This is a genomic window from Candidatus Nitrosarchaeum limnium BG20, assembly GCF_000241145.1.
GTDB lineage: Archaea > Thermoproteota > Nitrososphaeria > Nitrososphaerales > Nitrosopumilaceae > Nitrosarchaeum > Nitrosarchaeum limnae.
In genome coordinates this window covers 22,047-37,747 of record NZ_AHJG01000180.1, presented here as the reverse complement: position 1 = coordinate 37,747, position 15,701 = coordinate 22,047, and the positions used below count along the sequence as shown (strand labels likewise).

The 15,701-nt window shown below is 33.3% G+C and carries 19 protein-coding genes and 3 tRNA genes; 10 read left to right on the top strand and 12 right to left on the bottom strand.

Annotated features, from left to right (window positions below; translation table 11 throughout):
• Positions 1-2: 2 nt before the first annotated feature.
• A tRNA-Val gene (locus BG20_RS06010) sits at positions 3-77 on the bottom strand.
• Between the two features lie 79 nt (positions 78-156).
• Here BG20_RS06010 and BG20_RS06005 point away from each other — a divergent pair.
• Together BG20_RS06005 and BG20_RS06000 are read left to right on the top strand one after the other, a co-directional pair.
• Entirely contained in the window at positions 157-1,176 is a 1,020-nt protein-coding gene (locus BG20_RS06005) for a glycosyltransferase (RefSeq protein ID WP_010192211.1), read from the top strand.
• A gap of 49 nt (positions 1,177-1,225) precedes the next feature.
• Positions 1,226-2,641, top strand: coding sequence for an amino acid kinase family protein (locus BG20_RS06000; protein ID WP_048097102.1), 1,416 nt, complete (start codon positions 1,226-1,228; stop codon positions 2,639-2,641).
• 150 nt (positions 2,642-2,791) lie between these two features.
• On the opposite strand, the gene BG20_RS05995 is transcribed toward BG20_RS06000, so the two are convergent.
• Positions 2,792-2,998 carry a hypothetical protein gene (locus BG20_RS05995; RefSeq protein WP_048097105.1) on the bottom strand — a complete coding sequence of 69 codons (207 nt, stop codon included), beginning with the start codon at positions 2,996-2,998 and terminating at the stop codon, positions 2,792-2,794.
• A 99-nt stretch (positions 2,999-3,097) separates the two neighbouring features.
• Here BG20_RS05995 and BG20_RS05990 point away from each other — a divergent pair, with 99 nt between their 5' ends.
• The gene (locus BG20_RS05990; RefSeq protein ID WP_010192205.1) at positions 3,098-4,012 is read left to right on the top strand and encodes a branched-chain amino acid transaminase; all 915 of its coding nucleotides are present in this window, start codon (positions 3,098-3,100) and stop codon (positions 4,010-4,012) included.
• Positions 4,013-4,254: 242 nt separating this feature from the next.
• Positions 4,255-4,809 carry a class I SAM-dependent methyltransferase gene (locus BG20_RS05985; protein ID WP_010192204.1) on the top strand — a complete coding sequence of 185 codons (555 nt, stop codon included), beginning with the start codon at positions 4,255-4,257 and terminating at the stop codon, positions 4,807-4,809.
• 27 nt (positions 4,810-4,836) lie between these two features.
• Here the strand turns inward: BG20_RS05985 and BG20_RS05980 are convergent, their stop codons facing one another.
• Complete coding sequence (locus BG20_RS05980; protein WP_238527533.1) at positions 4,837-6,459, bottom strand: sensor histidine kinase; 1,623 nt, start codon at positions 6,457-6,459, stop codon at positions 4,837-4,839.
• A gap of 301 nt (positions 6,460-6,760) precedes the next feature.
• Here BG20_RS05980 and BG20_RS05975 point away from each other — a divergent pair, with 301 nt between their 5' ends.
• Positions 6,761-7,150: a response regulator gene (locus BG20_RS05975; RefSeq protein ID WP_238527532.1), complete on the top strand. Its 390-nt coding sequence runs from the start codon at positions 6,761-6,763 to the stop codon at positions 7,148-7,150.
• Positions 7,151-7,335: 185 nt separating this feature from the next.
• On the opposite strand, the gene BG20_RS05970 is transcribed toward BG20_RS05975, so the two are convergent.
• Both BG20_RS05970 and BG20_RS05965 read right to left on the bottom strand, forming a co-directional pair.
• A tRNA-Lys gene (locus tag BG20_RS05970) sits at positions 7,336-7,409 on the bottom strand.
• Between the two features lie 59 nt (positions 7,410-7,468).
• The gene (locus BG20_RS05965) at positions 7,469-8,071 is read right to left on the bottom strand and encodes an SRPBCC family protein (protein ID WP_010192200.1); all 603 of its coding nucleotides are present in this window, start codon (positions 8,069-8,071) and stop codon (positions 7,469-7,471) included.
• A 181-nt stretch (positions 8,072-8,252) separates the two neighbouring features.
• Here BG20_RS05965 and BG20_RS05960 point away from each other — a divergent pair, with 181 nt between their 5' ends.
• On the top strand, positions 8,253-8,693 hold the full coding sequence (locus BG20_RS05960; protein WP_010192198.1) for a hypothetical protein: 441 nt from the start codon (positions 8,253-8,255) through the stop codon (positions 8,691-8,693).
• On the opposite strand, the gene BG20_RS05955 is transcribed toward BG20_RS05960, so the two are convergent.
• The 6 genes from BG20_RS05955 to BG20_RS05930 are packed head-to-tail and all read right to left on the bottom strand — an operon-like array spanning position 8,683 to position 13,060.
• Complete coding sequence (locus BG20_RS05955; RefSeq protein ID WP_010192194.1) at positions 8,683-9,126, bottom strand: COX15/CtaA family protein; 444 nt, start codon at positions 9,124-9,126, stop codon at positions 8,683-8,685. The two genes, BG20_RS05960 and BG20_RS05955, sit on opposite strands and share 11 nt — an antisense overlap.
• Position 9,127: 1 nt before the next feature.
• A complete protein-coding gene (locus tag BG20_RS05950) occupies positions 9,128-10,090 on the bottom strand; it encodes a plastocyanin/azurin family copper-binding protein (RefSeq protein ID WP_010192192.1) in 963 nt (320 codons plus the stop codon).
• Positions 10,091-10,100: 10 nt separating this feature from the next.
• Complete coding sequence (locus BG20_RS05945) at positions 10,101-11,627, bottom strand: cytochrome c oxidase subunit I (RefSeq protein ID WP_010192190.1); 1,527 nt, start codon at positions 11,625-11,627, stop codon at positions 10,101-10,103.
• Positions 11,628-11,670: 43 nt separating this feature from the next.
• Positions 11,671-12,105, bottom strand: coding sequence for a cupredoxin domain-containing protein (locus BG20_RS05940; RefSeq protein ID WP_007402435.1), 435 nt, complete (start codon positions 12,103-12,105; stop codon positions 11,671-11,673).
• A gap of 2 nt (positions 12,106-12,107) precedes the next feature.
• Positions 12,108-12,371 carry a cytochrome c oxidase subunit II gene (locus BG20_RS05935; protein ID WP_007402436.1) on the bottom strand — a complete coding sequence of 88 codons (264 nt, stop codon included), beginning with the start codon at positions 12,369-12,371 and terminating at the stop codon, positions 12,108-12,110.
• Between the two features lie 56 nt (positions 12,372-12,427).
• A complete protein-coding gene (locus tag BG20_RS05930) occupies positions 12,428-13,060 on the bottom strand; it encodes a histidine phosphatase family protein (protein ID WP_238527531.1) in 633 nt (210 codons plus the stop codon).
• Between the two features lie 41 nt (positions 13,061-13,101).
• Between BG20_RS05930 and npdG the strand changes: the two genes are divergently transcribed.
• From npdG to BG20_RS05915, 3 genes are read left to right on the top strand one after another with little or no spacing between them, the layout of a single operon-like run.
• The gene (gene npdG, locus BG20_RS05925) at positions 13,102-13,773 is read left to right on the top strand and encodes an NADPH-dependent F420 reductase (RefSeq protein WP_010192183.1); all 672 of its coding nucleotides are present in this window, start codon (positions 13,102-13,104) and stop codon (positions 13,771-13,773) included.
• A 17-nt stretch (positions 13,774-13,790) separates the two neighbouring features.
• Positions 13,791-14,018, top strand: a complete 228-nt coding sequence (locus tag BG20_RS05920; protein WP_007402439.1) for a hypothetical protein — start codon at positions 13,791-13,793, stop codon at positions 14,016-14,018.
• Positions 14,008-14,406: a pyridoxamine 5'-phosphate oxidase family protein gene (locus BG20_RS05915; RefSeq protein ID WP_010192180.1), complete on the top strand. Its 399-nt coding sequence runs from the start codon at positions 14,008-14,010 to the stop codon at positions 14,404-14,406. The genes BG20_RS05920 and BG20_RS05915 overlap by 11 nt, the downstream gene beginning before the upstream one ends.
• Here BG20_RS05915 and BG20_RS05910 read toward each other — a convergent pair.
• On the bottom strand, positions 14,400-15,575 hold the full coding sequence (locus BG20_RS05910) for an aminotransferase class I/II-fold pyridoxal phosphate-dependent enzyme (RefSeq protein ID WP_010192179.1): 1,176 nt from the start codon (positions 15,573-15,575) through the stop codon (positions 14,400-14,402). The two genes, BG20_RS05915 and BG20_RS05910, sit on opposite strands and share 7 nt — an antisense overlap.
• A 44-nt stretch (positions 15,576-15,619) precedes the next feature.
• On the opposite strand from BG20_RS05910, the gene BG20_RS05905 reads away from it, so the two are divergent.
• Positions 15,620-15,694, top strand: a tRNA-Arg gene (locus BG20_RS05905).
• Positions 15,695-15,701 lie beyond the last annotated feature (7 nt).

Below are 15,701 nucleotides of genomic sequence, written 5' to 3'. Positions count from 1 at the left end.
TATGGGCCCACAGGGATTTGAACCCTGGATTTTCGCCGTGTAAGGGCGACGTCATAACCGATCTGGACCATGAGCCCAGAAACTTTCCTTGATGAAAACCATTTAAACTTTGAGACAGGTGACAATCTAGAAATTTGATTAGAATTTTGTACATTCATGACAGATGTGAATTTTTTTTCTAGTCCTATAGGATTAGGTCATGTGACTAGAGATATTGCAGTTGCAAATAATTTTCAAAACATATCAACAAAATTTGTAACGGGGGGCGGAGCTACAAAAATTCTAAAGAATTTAGAGTTTAAAGTCGAAGACAAATACATTCCTCCACAGTTTATTGTCGAAAATGGAGTACTAAAAAATTCAACTAGATGGTTATGGAATTATTATCAATATTACAAAAGATGTAAAAAAATAGCTAAAAAAATTATTGAAGATGATAATCCAAAAATAGTCATAAGTGATGAAGATTTTGCATCTCTTACCATTGCTCAAAAAGAAAAGATGCCCACAGTTTTGATTACAGATATAGTACAAACAAATTTTGTAAGTGGAATAACATCATTTATTGAAAAAAAGATGAACAAATCAATGCAGAGTATTATAAAAAAATGTGATGTTGTAATCATTCCAGAAAACGGTCATGATGAAGACAATATCAAAAGAGTAGGTCCAATTGTGAGGCAAACAAATTTTTCAAGAGAAGAACTACGGAAAAAACTATCATTTGATAAAAAAACAGTAGTGGTTTCAATAGGCGGAACTGATGCAGGGCTGTTTCTAATTGAAAAAACTTTAGAAACAATTACAAAATTAAATCAGGACGTAGATGTGATTGTTGTTTCAGGTCCATCTTTGAGCAAAAAATTTGATGGATCTATTAGGAATTTAGGATTTGTAAATAATCTTCATGAAATAATTTTTGCAGCTGATGTAATAGTGTCGCTTGCAGGCAAGTCAACTATTGATGAGTCAAAAGCATATGGAACTCCAGGTATTTTTATTCCAATAAAGGGGCATTTTGAACAAGAAGATAATGCAAGAGGGGAAGGATTTGTTTTTGATGACATTAACAAATTAGATGAGTTAATTTTAGAAAAATTAGAGCAGAAACGCAATCCTGTTGAAACTAAAGGTGCAATTAACGCATACAACATAATAAAAAAATTAATCAACTAAAATTGAATCCAATCCTTAATAGATACCCAATTAATTTTGTTAAAGTACTGTGAATAAACTAGTTGTGGCCAAGTTTGGTGGAAGCGCAATCGGTATAGATGGCATGTCTATTCCACTAATTTTAGACCGAATTAATGATTTGAAAAAAGATTCTAAAATAATAGCAGTTTTTTCAGCCCCACTTACAATGCAAAATGAAAAAAAGTGTTCGCTTACAGATGTTATTTTAGAACAAGGAAAAAATGTCGAGCATGGAAATAAAGCAGATTTACAAGTCATAAAATCATGTTATCAGAAAATTCTAAAATTTGTAAATTCTGAAAATATGAAAGATTGTCAAAATACGATAGATGAATTCCTAAAAAAAGCAGAAAAAGCATTAGATGAGGGTCTACAGAAAAAGGAATTTGCAGAAGAGATACGCTCACGCTCACTTGCGTTTTCAGGTGAGATATTGATGTCTCATGTAATGAATTACATTCTACGAAGTAATGGGATTAAATCAGATGCAGTAAGTTACGATGATTGGCCAATAATTACAGATCACAATATAGAATCAACAAATTTTCTGGCATCAAAATCCAGAGAAAATCTTGAAAAGACTGCTAAATTAGTTGAAGATAATCAAGTAGTTACAATGGGAGGTTTCATAGGCAAGACTCCAGACGGCATTACCACGACATATGAAAGAGGAGGTTCGGATAGAACTGCAGCAGATCTTGGAATATTATTTCATAAAAAATATGAGACTAGAATAGATTTTGAAAAAGATAGTTCTGTAGTATCAGCTGATCCAAAGATCGTAGATGAAGGATTGGCAGAGGTTGATCAATTATCATACAATGAAGCAAGACTTGCAGGAATGTTTGGAATGAAGATTTTAGATCCAATAGCAATTAAAGAAATTGTTGAAAACGGAGTCGATATGCCAATAATTGTTACAAATATGAAAGATCCTTCAAAAACTACAACGATCAAAAGAATTCCAGATAGTAAAAACGATCATCCAATTAAGATAGTTACTGGAAAAGATAATTGTGCAATTTTTAAAATTGAAACAAATTCTGCTCAAAAATTACTCATATCACTAGAAAAAGACAAGAGATATAGTGAATATGTGATATTATCTCCATTTACAAAAGATGGAGTAGAATTTTCAAGAATATTATTTTTGGACGGAGATTATGTAAAAAGAAATGAAAAATATTTCCTTGGATTTGATTCACTTGCATCAATTACATACAACCGAGGAGTGATCACATTGATTGGCGATGAGATGTGGAGGGTACAACAAGTAGCATCAAGAACTAGTGCAAAAATTGGTGAAGCGGGATTAAACATTTTGAATATGGATGCACAAGAAGAAACTTCAAGAATAATTATTGTGATTGAAGATTCCAAAGACAGTATTAGAAAGGCAATAAATGCAGTTCACAAAGAAAAATCTGAGATTAATTTTATTTAATTAAGTTAAAGAGGCGTTAAGGGCTTTCACCTTTACCGCCAATAAGGGTTTGTTCTTGGACCTTATCTAGATTTAGTCCGGCGTTACCCAAAACACGCGATACTATATGTTACACTTTCTAGTATTTAGAGCTGATCTATATAGATCATCTTAGCTACGCTCAGCCACATACCAAAGAATCATTCCTGCAATGATTAATCCATACCACTTGAAATTTTTCTTGTTTAGAAAAATATTAGCCGAAGCCAATTCGCCTGCTTGATAAGTATCTAATCGAAGTTTTCTCATCTCAAAGGCCTGGCCAATCAAACCGGATACCAACATCGCAATTGCGGTAAAACCCAGAATCCACTGCATAAGTTTAGTGGGCATGTCGAATATTTAGAGACTACATTTAGAAAAATACAGTTAATCTCGAGGATATTCTTTAAATGGGCATAGTATTTTCTCTTTCCTATGAAAGAAATTGGCAAGATTTGGATGAATAGAAAATTAGTACCATTCAAAGATGCCAAAGTACATGTACTTACTCATGCATTACACTATTCAACATCAATATTTGAGGGAATTAGATGTTATAACACTCCTAATGGTTCTGCAATTTTTAGACTACCAGAACATGTTGATAGATTTTTCAATTCAGCAAAATTGTATTCTATGAAAATGCAATTTTCCAAAAAAGAGATTTCAGATGCCATAATTAAAACAGTAAAAGCAAATGGTTTGAAAGAGTGTTACATAAGACCACTTGCATACTATGGTTTTGGTACAATGGGCCTTACACCAACTCCAAATAAAGTTGATGTCTCAATTGCTTGTTGGGAATGGGCTATGGGTGAAGGTAAAGCAGGAAAATTCTCTGGTGCTAGATGTAAAGTTTCAAGTTGGATAAAAATAGATTCAAGATCTCAACCAATGCAAGCAAAAGCTGCATCAAACTATGCAAATGCAGCACTAGCAAGAGTTGAAGCACTTGAAAACGGATATGATGAGGCAATTATGTTAAACATACATGGAAAAGTAGCAGAAGGTAGTGCAGAAAATATTTTTGTTGTAAAAGATGGTATTATTCAAACACCACCACTTTCGGCAGGAGGGTTGGAAGGAATTACTAGAGATAGCATTATCCAAATAATAGAGGAAAATGGAGGGTTTGTGATAGAAAGAGATCTAGAAAGAGGAGACTTGTATTCAGCAGATGAAATATTTATGACAGGCACAGCGGCAGAAGTAAAATCAGTAACACAAATCGATAAAGTAATCATAGGTAATGCAAAAATGGGAAAAATTACAAAGGAATTACAAAAATCATTTTCAGATGTCACTATGGGAAAAGATGAAAGATTTTTGCCATGGTTAACATTTATCTAAACATCCAAGAAGTTTTTTACCAACAAATATAGTATCAATAGTATGGAATCCTGTGCTACCGGTAATACTCAAGAAATTTGTTGGTTTTGTAGAAAGGGACGTCATGACGACTGCATGAAAGAAATTCCAATGGATAACAAATCAGATGGTCCGCATGATTGCACATTTGACACTAAACTTATTCCCTGCAAGTGTCAACATTAAACAATTAGTAACAAATAGCAGACATTTGAAATTACTCTATGAACTACAATAAGGAATTTTGGGACACATATGCAAATGAAAATGAGGCCAAATTCAATGAGGAATTTTCAAAATTTATTAGAGATTTAGCTATTTCTTTGCGTTGTACGTCTGTATTAGAGATAGGATGTGGTACAGGGATTGATTTAAGATTATTTTCAGAAACAGTTGATGTTTTTGGTGTGGATTTAAACGACATGGCATTAAGTATTGCAAAAAAAAATGGACCTAAATTTAATTTTAACAAGTCATCAATTACAAATTTACCCTTTAAAGACTCCTCAGTTGATTTTGTTTTTACTCATCAACTTTTGAATTATCTTGATGACGATATTTTAGAAAAAGGTATTTCTGAGATGTACAGAATTGCAGGAAAATACATCATGAATTGTGAAAAATATGATGAGTTAGAAAAACAGATTGATGATAATTCAAAATTCAGGAATATGCAAAAAAGATGGATGCATCACAAAGTCAGAGTCATCAGTAATGTTGACATGCATGAAGAAATCGAACCAGATAAAAGTAGATTTACGCTTCTAAGAAAACTTTAGAACAAAGATTACAAATGTAGTTCATAATCAAGATTCAAGGTTTTTTGGCAATCTAACTGTAAATGTGGTAGGATTATTTTTAACAGTGATTTTTCCTTTATGTAGTTCTACAATATTTTTACAGCTTGCTAAACCTAATCCTGTGCCTTGCTGTTTTGTAGTAAATAATGGTTCAAATAATTTATCCATAACTTCATCGGGAATACCTGAGCCGGAATCTATGAAATCAACTACGACATTATCATGATCGGATTTTATCTTAATTTCAATAGTACCGCCTTCAGGATTAGCTTGAATTGAATTCAAAATGAGATTTATAAAAGCAGCATCAATCTTTATGTAGTCACAATTAATTTCAGCGTCTGAATCAGAAACAAGAATTTTGATATTATGAGGAATAGAAATTTTTTCTATTGAGCCTAAAATAATTTTTCTAATAGATCTTTTACTTAATTTTAATGGAGAATTTCTTACATAATCTAAAACATCATCTATTTGATGGGATATTCGTTCAACACTTGACTCAATTAGTTCAAGTCTTTTAGTAGTTACATCATCGGAGATTTTAGTATCTGCCGGACTTTGTTTTAGTAAATCAAGTGATATTTTTATGACAGATAATGGGTTTCTCAAATCATGAGCTAGACGCCCCGATAATTCTCCTATTGTAGAAAGTCTCTCTGCTTTTAGTAAGTCTTGTGTCTTTTTATCAATGATGTGTGTCAGATTATTTTTTTGTTCTTCAAGTTCTTTTGTTTTCATTTGAACAAATCTGGTCATATTTTTGTTAAGTATGAAAATTATTGCAAAAAATATTGTAATCATTACTATTACTCCTGGTACAACATAATCAGCAGAAAATTGATTGTCAAAATTATAATAGAATGCACTAATCAAAGAAATAATTACAATTAATGAAAACATCATCAATGTTAGAGGTATTCCAAATTTGGTGATTGTTTCAAATTTTATTTTATCAGTAAACATCTCCTGACTTTCAATATCAGAATTATTGGTTAGCTTTAAACGATTGTATAACGCATATATCAAAAAGGTAAAGCTATACAAATACATCACATCTACTGGATGCCCATCATAGTATGAATTGTTTAATTGTGAAAAAAGAAAGAACGTGTCAGATATGCAATAAATTAAAAAGCCAAAGAGTAGCAACATCCAGAAATAGCTTACATCTTTTTTTGCCAGAAACATAATCCCAACAACTACAGGAACTAATTGAAATGAAGAGAGTATTGGATAAGATAACGCGATAGATTTTGCAGTAACATCTAAACTATCATTAGTTTGTAATGAATCCAAGCAAGCAATTATTGAAGGAATACAAAATGCAAAAGACAGTATAAATGAAAATAACCAAATTTTTTTCGAAATATTTTTACGAATAGGTTTTAGTGAAATTAAAAAGAAAATAATGAAAAATGGATATGCACTAAGATAGAAAATATCAGCTATGGAAGGAAATGGATCTGTATGATATACATCATAAATTGTCCATATCTGTTCAGCGATAAACCAAAGTGAAGCACCTATTGTAAAAAATACAAATGCGTTAAATCGAGAATTTCCTTGTTTAAATAATTTGAGGGTAAGAATGATTGAAATTCCAAGCAATATTCCTGGTAGAATCAAGTACGTTGAACCAGATATACATAAAAATTGTGAATCATCTAAAAAAAATCGTAGTTGAAAAACGAGGGAAATTGCTACCAGAGAAATTAGCAGAATAACATATGGATGATTTTTCTTGATAGTTTGGCTGTTTAAATAATTCAAATTTCCCTGCCCTGATTCAGTATAATTATAGTTATAAAAGAACTATTTATGTGAGATTTTTTCTTGCTTGGAATTATGAATCTCTATTTACAGTGAGATTTCAAAAAATTGAACACACTGCTTCTTTTATATGGTTTTAGGGTTAAATTATTTTGAAATGGCAAAAACTATCCTAGTTGTAGAGGATGATGTTGATTTATTAGATTTGTACGAAGAGGTACTTCAAGCAAATGCGTATAATGTTGTAAAAGCTACAAATGGCCTTGAAGCAATTTCAAAATACAAAAAAGCGCAACCGGATTTAGTGGTCATGGATGGCAATATGTCTGAAATGGACGGGTATGAAGCTTTTTCAAAGATAATAAAAATTGATAAAGATGCAAGAGTGGTAATTGTGACAGGTTATTCAAATAGTGACCCAAAAAGCAAAAAAGCTTTAGAGCAAGGATTAATTGCAATTATTTCAAAACCAGTTGGAATTGACACACTATTAGATGTAGTAAAAAAATATTCTCTCCATAAACCAATTTTAAAAAATAATATTTAATTTGTAATTCTTATTTAGAAAGATCTATAAGCTGATACAATGGGGTTTTATTGAATATGGAAAATAATTCTTGGTGGGAAGGATTGCCAGAAGAAATTGAATTTGATTTAGAAATTCTATCAGATTTGAAAAACCAAAATTAATTTTAAATAATTATTTTAATAGAAATTATTTTATCAAAAAAGCGGGTCTAGTGGGATTCGGACCCACGACAACCGGATTAAGAGTCCGGTGCGCTACCTGGCTGCGCCATAGACCCACAAAAATAGCAAAACTTAGAGTTGTTATTAATCTTAAGATTGGAAAAGAAATTAAAATTTAGTTTTGAGCTTTAGCTTCAATTTCAGCATACTTTTCAAGAATTGCAGTAAGTGCAGTCGAAACAGGAACATCGTTCATCTTTTTCTTTTCTGCAAGCAATTTTTGGTATGCATCTAGTGTGATGTATACTGGAATTGAACCATTTCCTTCAAGTAATCCACGTACATTGTAGAGTGCAGTTTCCATTCCTCTTTCTGCAGACTTTGCAAATTTTGCTTTATCCAAAATTGCACCTAATGGACCAAATGGCATGGCATAATCTACGGACATGGTTACTTTGGTTAAATTAGCACCTAGAGATTTGAATTCGTTAGTGATTTTCCAGTGTTTAAATGGACCTTCAATCTGTTTTGCAGAAATTCTTTCATTTCTGACAAATTCAGTTGTTTCACAATCCCATTCTAATCGTTTACCGCTAAAGTCACCAATAATTCTAAATGTAGTTCCAACACCCATTCCCTCTTTGATATCCATAGGAATAACTGTCATGCCTACTGTGTCATTTTTGATTTGATCTGAGACGTGTTCCGGTCTTGCAAAATATGTAAATACATTTTCTACCGGTGTTTTAATATCGATTGATTTTGTTACGATAGTCAACGTTTCAATGTCTTGGCAATAAGGATTTAAAGGTTTTGAAGATTTTCCTTTGTAAATTGATTAACACTATATTTGTGTAAAAGATCTATACGTATGATGATAAAATTGCGATCTATCAGTATTCTATTTATTTTAGTATTGACGATAACTCCTTTTTTTTTCTGAGGCTTATGCACATTCAATGTTTAATTCAGCTGAAGAATTTCTAGGTGGGTATAGAGTTCAAGTTGCAACATTACCTGAATTTCCACAGATAGGAGAAAAATCTCAGATCCTATTTAGAGTTGGTGATAGTGATTTTAATGAAGTAGATCATTTTACTATGGGAATTAGATTTTTTTATAATGATCAACAAATTGATGCAATTAGTCCAGAATATCACAAAGGTGGTCATTACGAGGTAGATTATGTATGGAAAAACCCGGGAAATCATATTGTAAAAGTAGATCTATATGACATGGATGGTAATCCAGGAATTCTGACCTATAGTTTTAACATGAGTACACAAAGTCCTTTCGGATATATTTTCATCATAGCAATTACGATTGGGGCGATAACATTGGGAGTAGTAGTATCTTACATTTATCTACCAAAATTATTACAGTTTAAAACTAAATCGTAGATTCAATTGGTTTTTTTGTTATTCTAAATGCAAACAATGCAGTCAGCAAGACCATTGAAAACAAAAGTATTCCAACTCCCAAATGAATTGCAACGAGTACAGCATGAAGTTTTAGATTAATTACAATTGCACCCAAAGTAATTTGGGTAACTACAAGGGTTGCAGCAAAAGTACTAGTAAATTTAATTTTTCTTCCTGCATTTTTGTTTAGCCAACTTCCTACCGCAGTTGCAATAACAAGTGAACCAGTAGTAACTGCAACAAGTCTATGAGTCCACTCAATAAAGTATTCCTCGTTTGGCATAATACCATTTGGACAAAGTGGCCATTCAGGACATGTTAATCCAAGTCCAGCTGAGGAGATATATCCCCCGATAAACATCAAAGAATACAAAACGATTAAAGTTGCTAATGCTAGATATTGTAAGGCCAATCTATTCTACTATGAATGAGCCTTTCATTCCTTGTAATGCATGTCCTGGAACTGTACAGATGTAATAGTAAGTTCCTGGTGCACCTGCAGTGAATGTGACACTGCCTTCTTGACCAGGTTTTAATGGATTAGATGCAGTTGCAATAGCAGATTTCCAAAGTATGTTATTGAAATCTTCTGGATCTGAAACTATTCCAAATGCATGAAATGATTTACCAGCATTTTTTGCAGCAAAAGTAACTTCATCGCCTGATTTTACTGTAAAGTCTGGGTTATGACCTTCTTCTCCAGGTAATGCATTAAATGATAATGTTCTGAAGTCTGCAGATTCAATAAAGTTTACACTGAAATCATGATGAACGCCAGTTGGTGCTGCTGCGGCTTGAGGTGCTGCTGCGGCTTGAGGTGCACCTACAATAATTTCTCCAACCATTCCTTGTTCTCTATGACCTGGGACAGTACAGATGTAATAGTAAGTTCCTTCTTTTGATGGAATAAATTCAGATGTACCTGACATACCAGGTTTTAATGGATTGGATGCAGATGCAATAGCACTTGATGGGAAAATGCCTGCAAATCCTTCTGCATCAGCAGTTACACCAAATGCATGAAATGATTTTCCATCATTTTCAACGTTAAACACAATTTTGTCACCAACACTTGCATTAATTGTAGGATTATGACCTTCTTCTCCAGGTAATGCATTAAATGATAATGTTCTAAAATCAGGAGATTCTATAAATTTAAGATTTTCAGTAATTGTTTTTCCAGTTGCTACTGCTGCAGATTCTGTTTGTTTTGCACCTGCCATTTGAGCAACTACAGGAGCCGGAGCAGATGTCCAGTAATCCCACATGCTAAAAAATATCACGCCACCAACAAGACAAATGCCTAGCATTATTGCCATCATTTTTCCAGTTCTTGCCGGAGTTGTTCTGTAAAATTCTTGTTTATGTTGACTCATTTCATATCTCCTAGTGATGGGGGTTCTTTGACTCGAAAGGATAATAGTATTTGCCGCCTAGATCGAAAGGATCGTCAGTATCTGCAATCTTTCCTTTGGCAGAACTGTGTATCATGTTTATCAAGAATATTACCATACTGACACCAATAATCATTGCACCTACCGAAGCAATTTGGTTCATAGCAATCCATTCTGGAATTGGAGGATAATCAAAAATTCTTCTTGGCATTCCATAGAGACCAAGTACATGTTGTGTGAAGAATACTAGAACTGTTCCAATAAATGACATTACAAAGTGAACTTTACCCATTTTCTCATTATACATTCTTCCAGTTACATATGGGAACATGTAGTACAAGTAACCAATTGAACCAAATGCAATTGTTCCCATGACAAATAGATGGAAGTGTCCAACTACCCAATAACTATCGTGTGTCTGGAAATCTAATGGCATTGCAGCGTTTACCACACCACCTGCTCCTGCTGAGAAGAATAATGCAATTCCACCAACTGCCCACATCATTGGGGTTGCAAATCTAATTCTACCATTCCACATTGTTGCAATAAAGTTAAAGACGTGCATGGCTGATGCAGGTACTGCAGCTAGAGTTCCGATCATAAATACAGTTTTTTCAGTAAATGACATTCCAGTTGCATACATGTGATGTGCCCATGATGAGAAACTTACTACTGATAACAAAACAAAAGCAAAGATACCTGAGCTATGACTAAAGATAGGTTTTCTTGAAAATCTAGGAATTATTTCATACATCATTCCGATTGCTGGAATTACCAATACGTATACTTCAGGATGGAATGTAAACCAGAATAGATGTGCATATGCAATTGGATCACCACCCATTGCAGGATTGAAGAATCCAGATACTCCTAATCTATCAGTAAGCAACATCAAAAGTGCTGCTGCAAATGTAGGAATTGCTACAAGAATAATTAATGATGATGCCAAAAAGGACCAAGCCAGTAATGGTACTTGACCAAGAGACATGTCCGGATGTTTGCATTTTAGAATTGTAACTATAAAGTTGATAGCACCAAGTACTGAGGAAATTCCTAAAATCTTTAATCCAAATATCCACATGTCTGCTGCAGGACCAGGAGCACTGATAATTGAATATGGAGGAGTTGCATACCATGTAAAGTCAGCAAAGCCTAACCAAATCAGAGCACCTGCTGGCGGAATCATCCAAAATGCAATTGCATTTAATTTTGGATATGCCATGTCTTTGTATCTAACCATAATTGGTACAAAGTAGTTACCAACAGCAGATGCAAATGGTATAATGAATAAGAAAATCAATGTTGTTCCGTGTACTGTAAATATTCTGTTGAATGTCATAGAGTCTGCAATAATTTGTGATCCTGGCAAGAACAGTTCTGCTCTAATTGCAAGTGCTAATGCACCACCCATAAACAAGAATGCAATAGATGTTATGAGATATAGTAATCCAACATCTGTGTGATGTGTAGAAAACATAATTTGCCAAATTGGACGTGGCTTTTGTAATTCTAGAACCATTAGTAATTCTCCTCACTTGAAAATTGGGATAAAAGGGTTAGCATCAAGATGAGGTATCCTCCTCAATGTACAACTTGCCACGCATGTTATAATGAATTAATCCACAATATTCTCTACATTGAATATCATGTTCACCAACTTCCATTGGTGCAAACCATACAGTGTTAACTCTACCAGGTACTGCATCCATCAATACAACATAATCATGAATGTTAAATGAATGATTGACATCTTTTGACATTATTTCAAATTTGTAAGCATGACCCTTTTTTACATGTAATTCACCAATCTCTTTTGTTCCATCTTCATGTTCAAATGACCAGAACCATTGTTGTCCTGTTACTTTGATAACTTCAGCATCAGCTGGAATATGTTCGACTAGTCTTTCAGCATTCCATGCTTCAGCACCAACCCAACACATAAGAGCAATTACAACACCGACGTATACCCATTCAGGCCAGTTAGAGTGATGTCCCATTCTTACCAAACTCCTTCCTTTTCATATGGAGTTGGGGTTGCCTTTGGGTGAGATTCTCTGAATCTCCAACATAACCAGATTATAGTGCCAGATACTACTGCACCGACTGTAAATGCAACTGTCATCATTCTATAAAATAAATTCCAAATGACTACTCTACGATCTAGATATTGACCAGGTTCATCTCCTGCAGCAAATACATAATCCACTGTAGGAATTATTACTAAAATTGCCAATACTAAGAATAAACTAAGTGTACTCTTCATTAGCGGTTGAGAAACGTGACCTGTAATTTCTATTTAAGGGTTTTCAAGATTATTAATTACCAATCCTGATTAAATCGAGAAGGATCCATTACATTTAGTCCAGATATTGAAAATTTCCGTTTGTGTTCTCTAAAAATGTTAAGAGAAGCATTTGCAATAATTAATTCAAATAAATTCTCAGGAGTTAGATCTACAATTGTGGATAACATGGCTTTGATTGGATCCATGTGAGTCACAAGCACAACGTTTTGATCTGGGTGATTTTCAACAACATGATCTACAATACCCAATACGCGTTTTTTGACTTCTGAAAATGTCTCAACACCATTATGAGCAATTTCTAATTCACCGTTATAGAATTTCATAAAAACATTACCGTGACTAGAAAATATTTCATCATATGGAACACCTGTGAATTTTCCCATATCAAGTTCAATTAGTCTATCATCAATTATTACATCAAGGGAATTATGTTTGCCAACAATTTCAGCAGTATGTTTTGCTCTTTCAATTGGACTAGAATAAATTGCAGAGATATTCATATGTTCTAAGAATTTTGCTGCTTTTTCTGCCTGCTCAATTCCCTTTTCAGTTAATGGCACTCCTGGAGTTCTTCCAGTTAGAATTCTTTCGATATTATTTTTTGCCTGACCATGTCTCAGGAAAATAACGGAACCCAACCTAATCACATATCAAATAGAGATAATAATAAGATTCTCTGAATAAAATTATGAAGATCGGAATTATTGGTGGAACCGGAGGAATGGGAAAAGGTTTTGCTCTTAGATGGTCTCAAAATCATAATGTAATTATCGGTTCAAGGGATGCTGCAAGAGCATCAGAGGCTGCAAAAGAATACACCGATTTAGCAAATGAATCGTTTGGAAAAATTAATGGAACAATTACTGGAAATGATAATGTTTCAGTTGCAAAAGAAAGCGATGTTTTAATTTTATCAATTCCTTATGAAAATATTGATTCAGTATGCTCTGGAATATTACCTGCAGTAAAAGATAGCTGTGTGGTGGTATCACCAATTGTTCCAATGGTAAAAACAGATGTTGGTTTTGAATTCATTCCAATTAAAGAAAATAAACCATTTTCATATCAACTTGTTTTGAAATACATGAAAAATAAATCAAGATTGGTTTCTGCGTTTCATGTAATATCTGAAAAAAAACTTGTCAATCCAACAATGGTTTTGGATTATGATATTTTTGTTTGTGGTGATGATAAAGGAGCAATTGAAGTTGTAAATGGTTTGATCAATGAAATCAAAGGATTAAGACCAATTTACTTAGGACCAGGGGAATTATCATATCTTGCAGAGATTTCAACACCGCTATTGCTTAATGCAATGATACAAAATAAAATAAAAAATCCTGGAATTAAAATCATCTAAATATAATTTTACTAACAATGAGCCACGAATATTATAGACGGGGAAGAAATTGGTATACTGCAATTGGTGCACTTTTTCTAATAATGGCAGGAATTGTTCTTGTTAGACAATTAATATTATGGGGCCCAGATTTTGTAGAAGATTTTATTGTCAATTCAGAATTTACAAATGAAAAAGTATCAATAGGTATGATTGGTTTTGGTATTTTTATGATAGTGTTAGGATTCAGAAAATATGAAGCATAGCGATGAATTTTTAAAAACTCAGAAAATTCTTCGACTTGCAACAATTGGGAACAATAAAACTCCACACATTGTACCTGTGTGGTATATGTATAGTTCAAAAAAAATCTACATTGGAACAAACACTAAAACTCAAAAGGCAAAAAATGTAAAGAAAAACAACAAAGTTGCATTCTGTGTAGATGTTGGAATTAATTCTCCTATAGACGGCGTTATGGGACAAGGATATGCAAATATAATTTTAGAAAATAACAAAGTTAAAAAAATTGCAGAAAAAATTCTTTTAAGATATTTTAAGAATATGGAAAATAAATCTGCAAAAGAATTACTTGATAACACTGATTGTATTATAGAAATAATTCCAGAAAAGTTGTCAGTTTGGAGTTATTGACTTACAAATTCTTCTATTTTGTTCATTGCAGAGTCTAGAATTTCAAGACTAGGCAAATACACCAATCGAAAATGTCCTTTTCCATATTGTTCTCCAAAACCAGAACCATGTACTGTCAATACTCCTTTTGTCTCTAAGAGTTTTTGTACAAATTCTTTATCATTTCCAAATCTATTATCTTCAATTTTTGGAAATGCATAGAATGCGCCTTTTGGATTCGGACAAGATAAACCTGGCATTGTGTTTAATCGTTTTACAACCAAATCTCTTCTCTTTTTTAATTCAGATACAAATTCTGAGATATATCCTTGAGGACCTCGTAGTGATTCTAATGCAGCATACTGAACTGGAAGATTTGTAGCTATTCTTACTCTAGCAAGTTTTGGAAGATTTTCTCTCAAGGCATCAAGTTGAGATGATTGATTAAATGCAATGTAGCCAATTCGCCATCCAGACATTAAATGAACTTTAGAGAATCCATTAAGAACAATTACGGGGGAATCTCCTGCCACCTTACCAATTCCTACAAATTTTTGATCAAAGATTATTTGATCATAGATTTCATCACAGATAATGTATAGATTATGTTGATTTGCAATTTCAACTAATTTTTTTAGAGAAGACTCATTGAATACAACTCCTGTTGGATTATTGGGACTAATCAAACAAATTGCTACAGTTTTTGGGGAAATTTTCGATTTTATATCATCAATATCTGGTGTAGAGTTATCCAAATCGACTCCAAACTCTACAGGAATTCCACCGTGAAGTCTGACGTATGAAGCATATGGTGGATAATATGGTCCTGGTAAAAGGACTTCATCTCCTTCTTCAACAATTGATGAGATTACCATATCAAGTCCTTCAGATACACCATTTGTGATTAGAATATCATCAGACGAGATAGACAATCCTTTGACATTTTCTTTTTTTGCAATTTCAGCTCTGAGTTCTGGAAGACCTTCAGATGAAGAGTAAAAGTTTTCTCCTTTTCTTATTGCATTGATCATAGCTTCTTTTACATTATCAGGAGGTTGAAAACCAAATTGTACAGGATCACCTATGTTAAGATAATCAACTTTCATTCCTTTTTGTTCAACTTTTCTTGCAGCTAAAACAATATCTCTAATTGCATATTCAACGCCAGCTACTTTTTTGGATATTTTCAAAGTACCTAGACAGATATTTAGGCCTGTTAAATTCTTACTTGTTTGGACTCGTTGCACAGTCTGGATAGTGCGAGCGGCTTCGAACCGCTAGGTCGAGGGATCGAAGCCCTCCGAGCCCTCTTAGAT

What these genes read in the sequence shown, in the direction of transcription:
- BG20_RS05985 (WP_010192204.1), top strand. Translation starts at nt 4,255, where the DNA reads ATGAACTACAATAAGGAATTTTGGGACACATATGCAAATGAAAATGAG.
- BG20_RS05995 (WP_048097105.1), bottom strand. Translation starts at nt 2,998, where the DNA reads ATGCAGTGGATTCTGGGTTTTACCGCAATTGCGATGTTGGTATCCGGT.
- BG20_RS05975 (WP_238527532.1), top strand. Translation starts at nt 6,761, where the DNA reads ATGGCAAAAACTATCCTAGTTGTAGAGGATGATGTTGATTTATTAGAT.
- BG20_RS05990 (WP_010192205.1), top strand. Translation starts at nt 3,098, where the DNA reads ATGAAAGAAATTGGCAAGATTTGGATGAATAGAAAATTAGTACCATTC.
- BG20_RS05920 (WP_007402439.1), top strand. Translation starts at nt 13,791, where the DNA reads ATGAGCCACGAATATTATAGACGGGGAAGAAATTGGTATACTGCAATT.
- BG20_RS05935 (WP_007402436.1), bottom strand. Translation starts at nt 12,371, where the DNA reads ATGAAGAGTACACTTAGTTTATTCTTAGTATTGGCAATTTTAGTAATA.
- BG20_RS06005 (WP_010192211.1), top strand. Translation starts at nt 157, where the DNA reads ATGACAGATGTGAATTTTTTTTCTAGTCCTATAGGATTAGGTCATGTG.
- BG20_RS05960 (WP_010192198.1), top strand. Translation starts at nt 8,253, where the DNA reads ATGTTTAATTCAGCTGAAGAATTTCTAGGTGGGTATAGAGTTCAAGTT.
- BG20_RS05945 (WP_010192190.1), bottom strand. Translation starts at nt 11,627, where the DNA reads ATGGTTCTAGAATTACAAAAGCCACGTCCAATTTGGCAAATTATGTTT.
- BG20_RS05915 (WP_010192180.1), top strand. Translation starts at nt 14,008, where the DNA reads ATGAAGCATAGCGATGAATTTTTAAAAACTCAGAAAATTCTTCGACTT.
- BG20_RS05950 (WP_010192192.1), bottom strand. Translation starts at nt 10,090, where the DNA reads ATGAGTCAACATAAACAAGAATTTTACAGAACAACTCCGGCAAGAACT.
- npdG (WP_010192183.1), top strand. Translation starts at nt 13,102, where the DNA reads ATGAAGATCGGAATTATTGGTGGAACCGGAGGAATGGGAAAAGGTTTT.
- BG20_RS05940 (WP_007402435.1), bottom strand. Translation starts at nt 12,105, where the DNA reads ATGGGACATCACTCTAACTGGCCTGAATGGGTATACGTCGGTGTTGTA.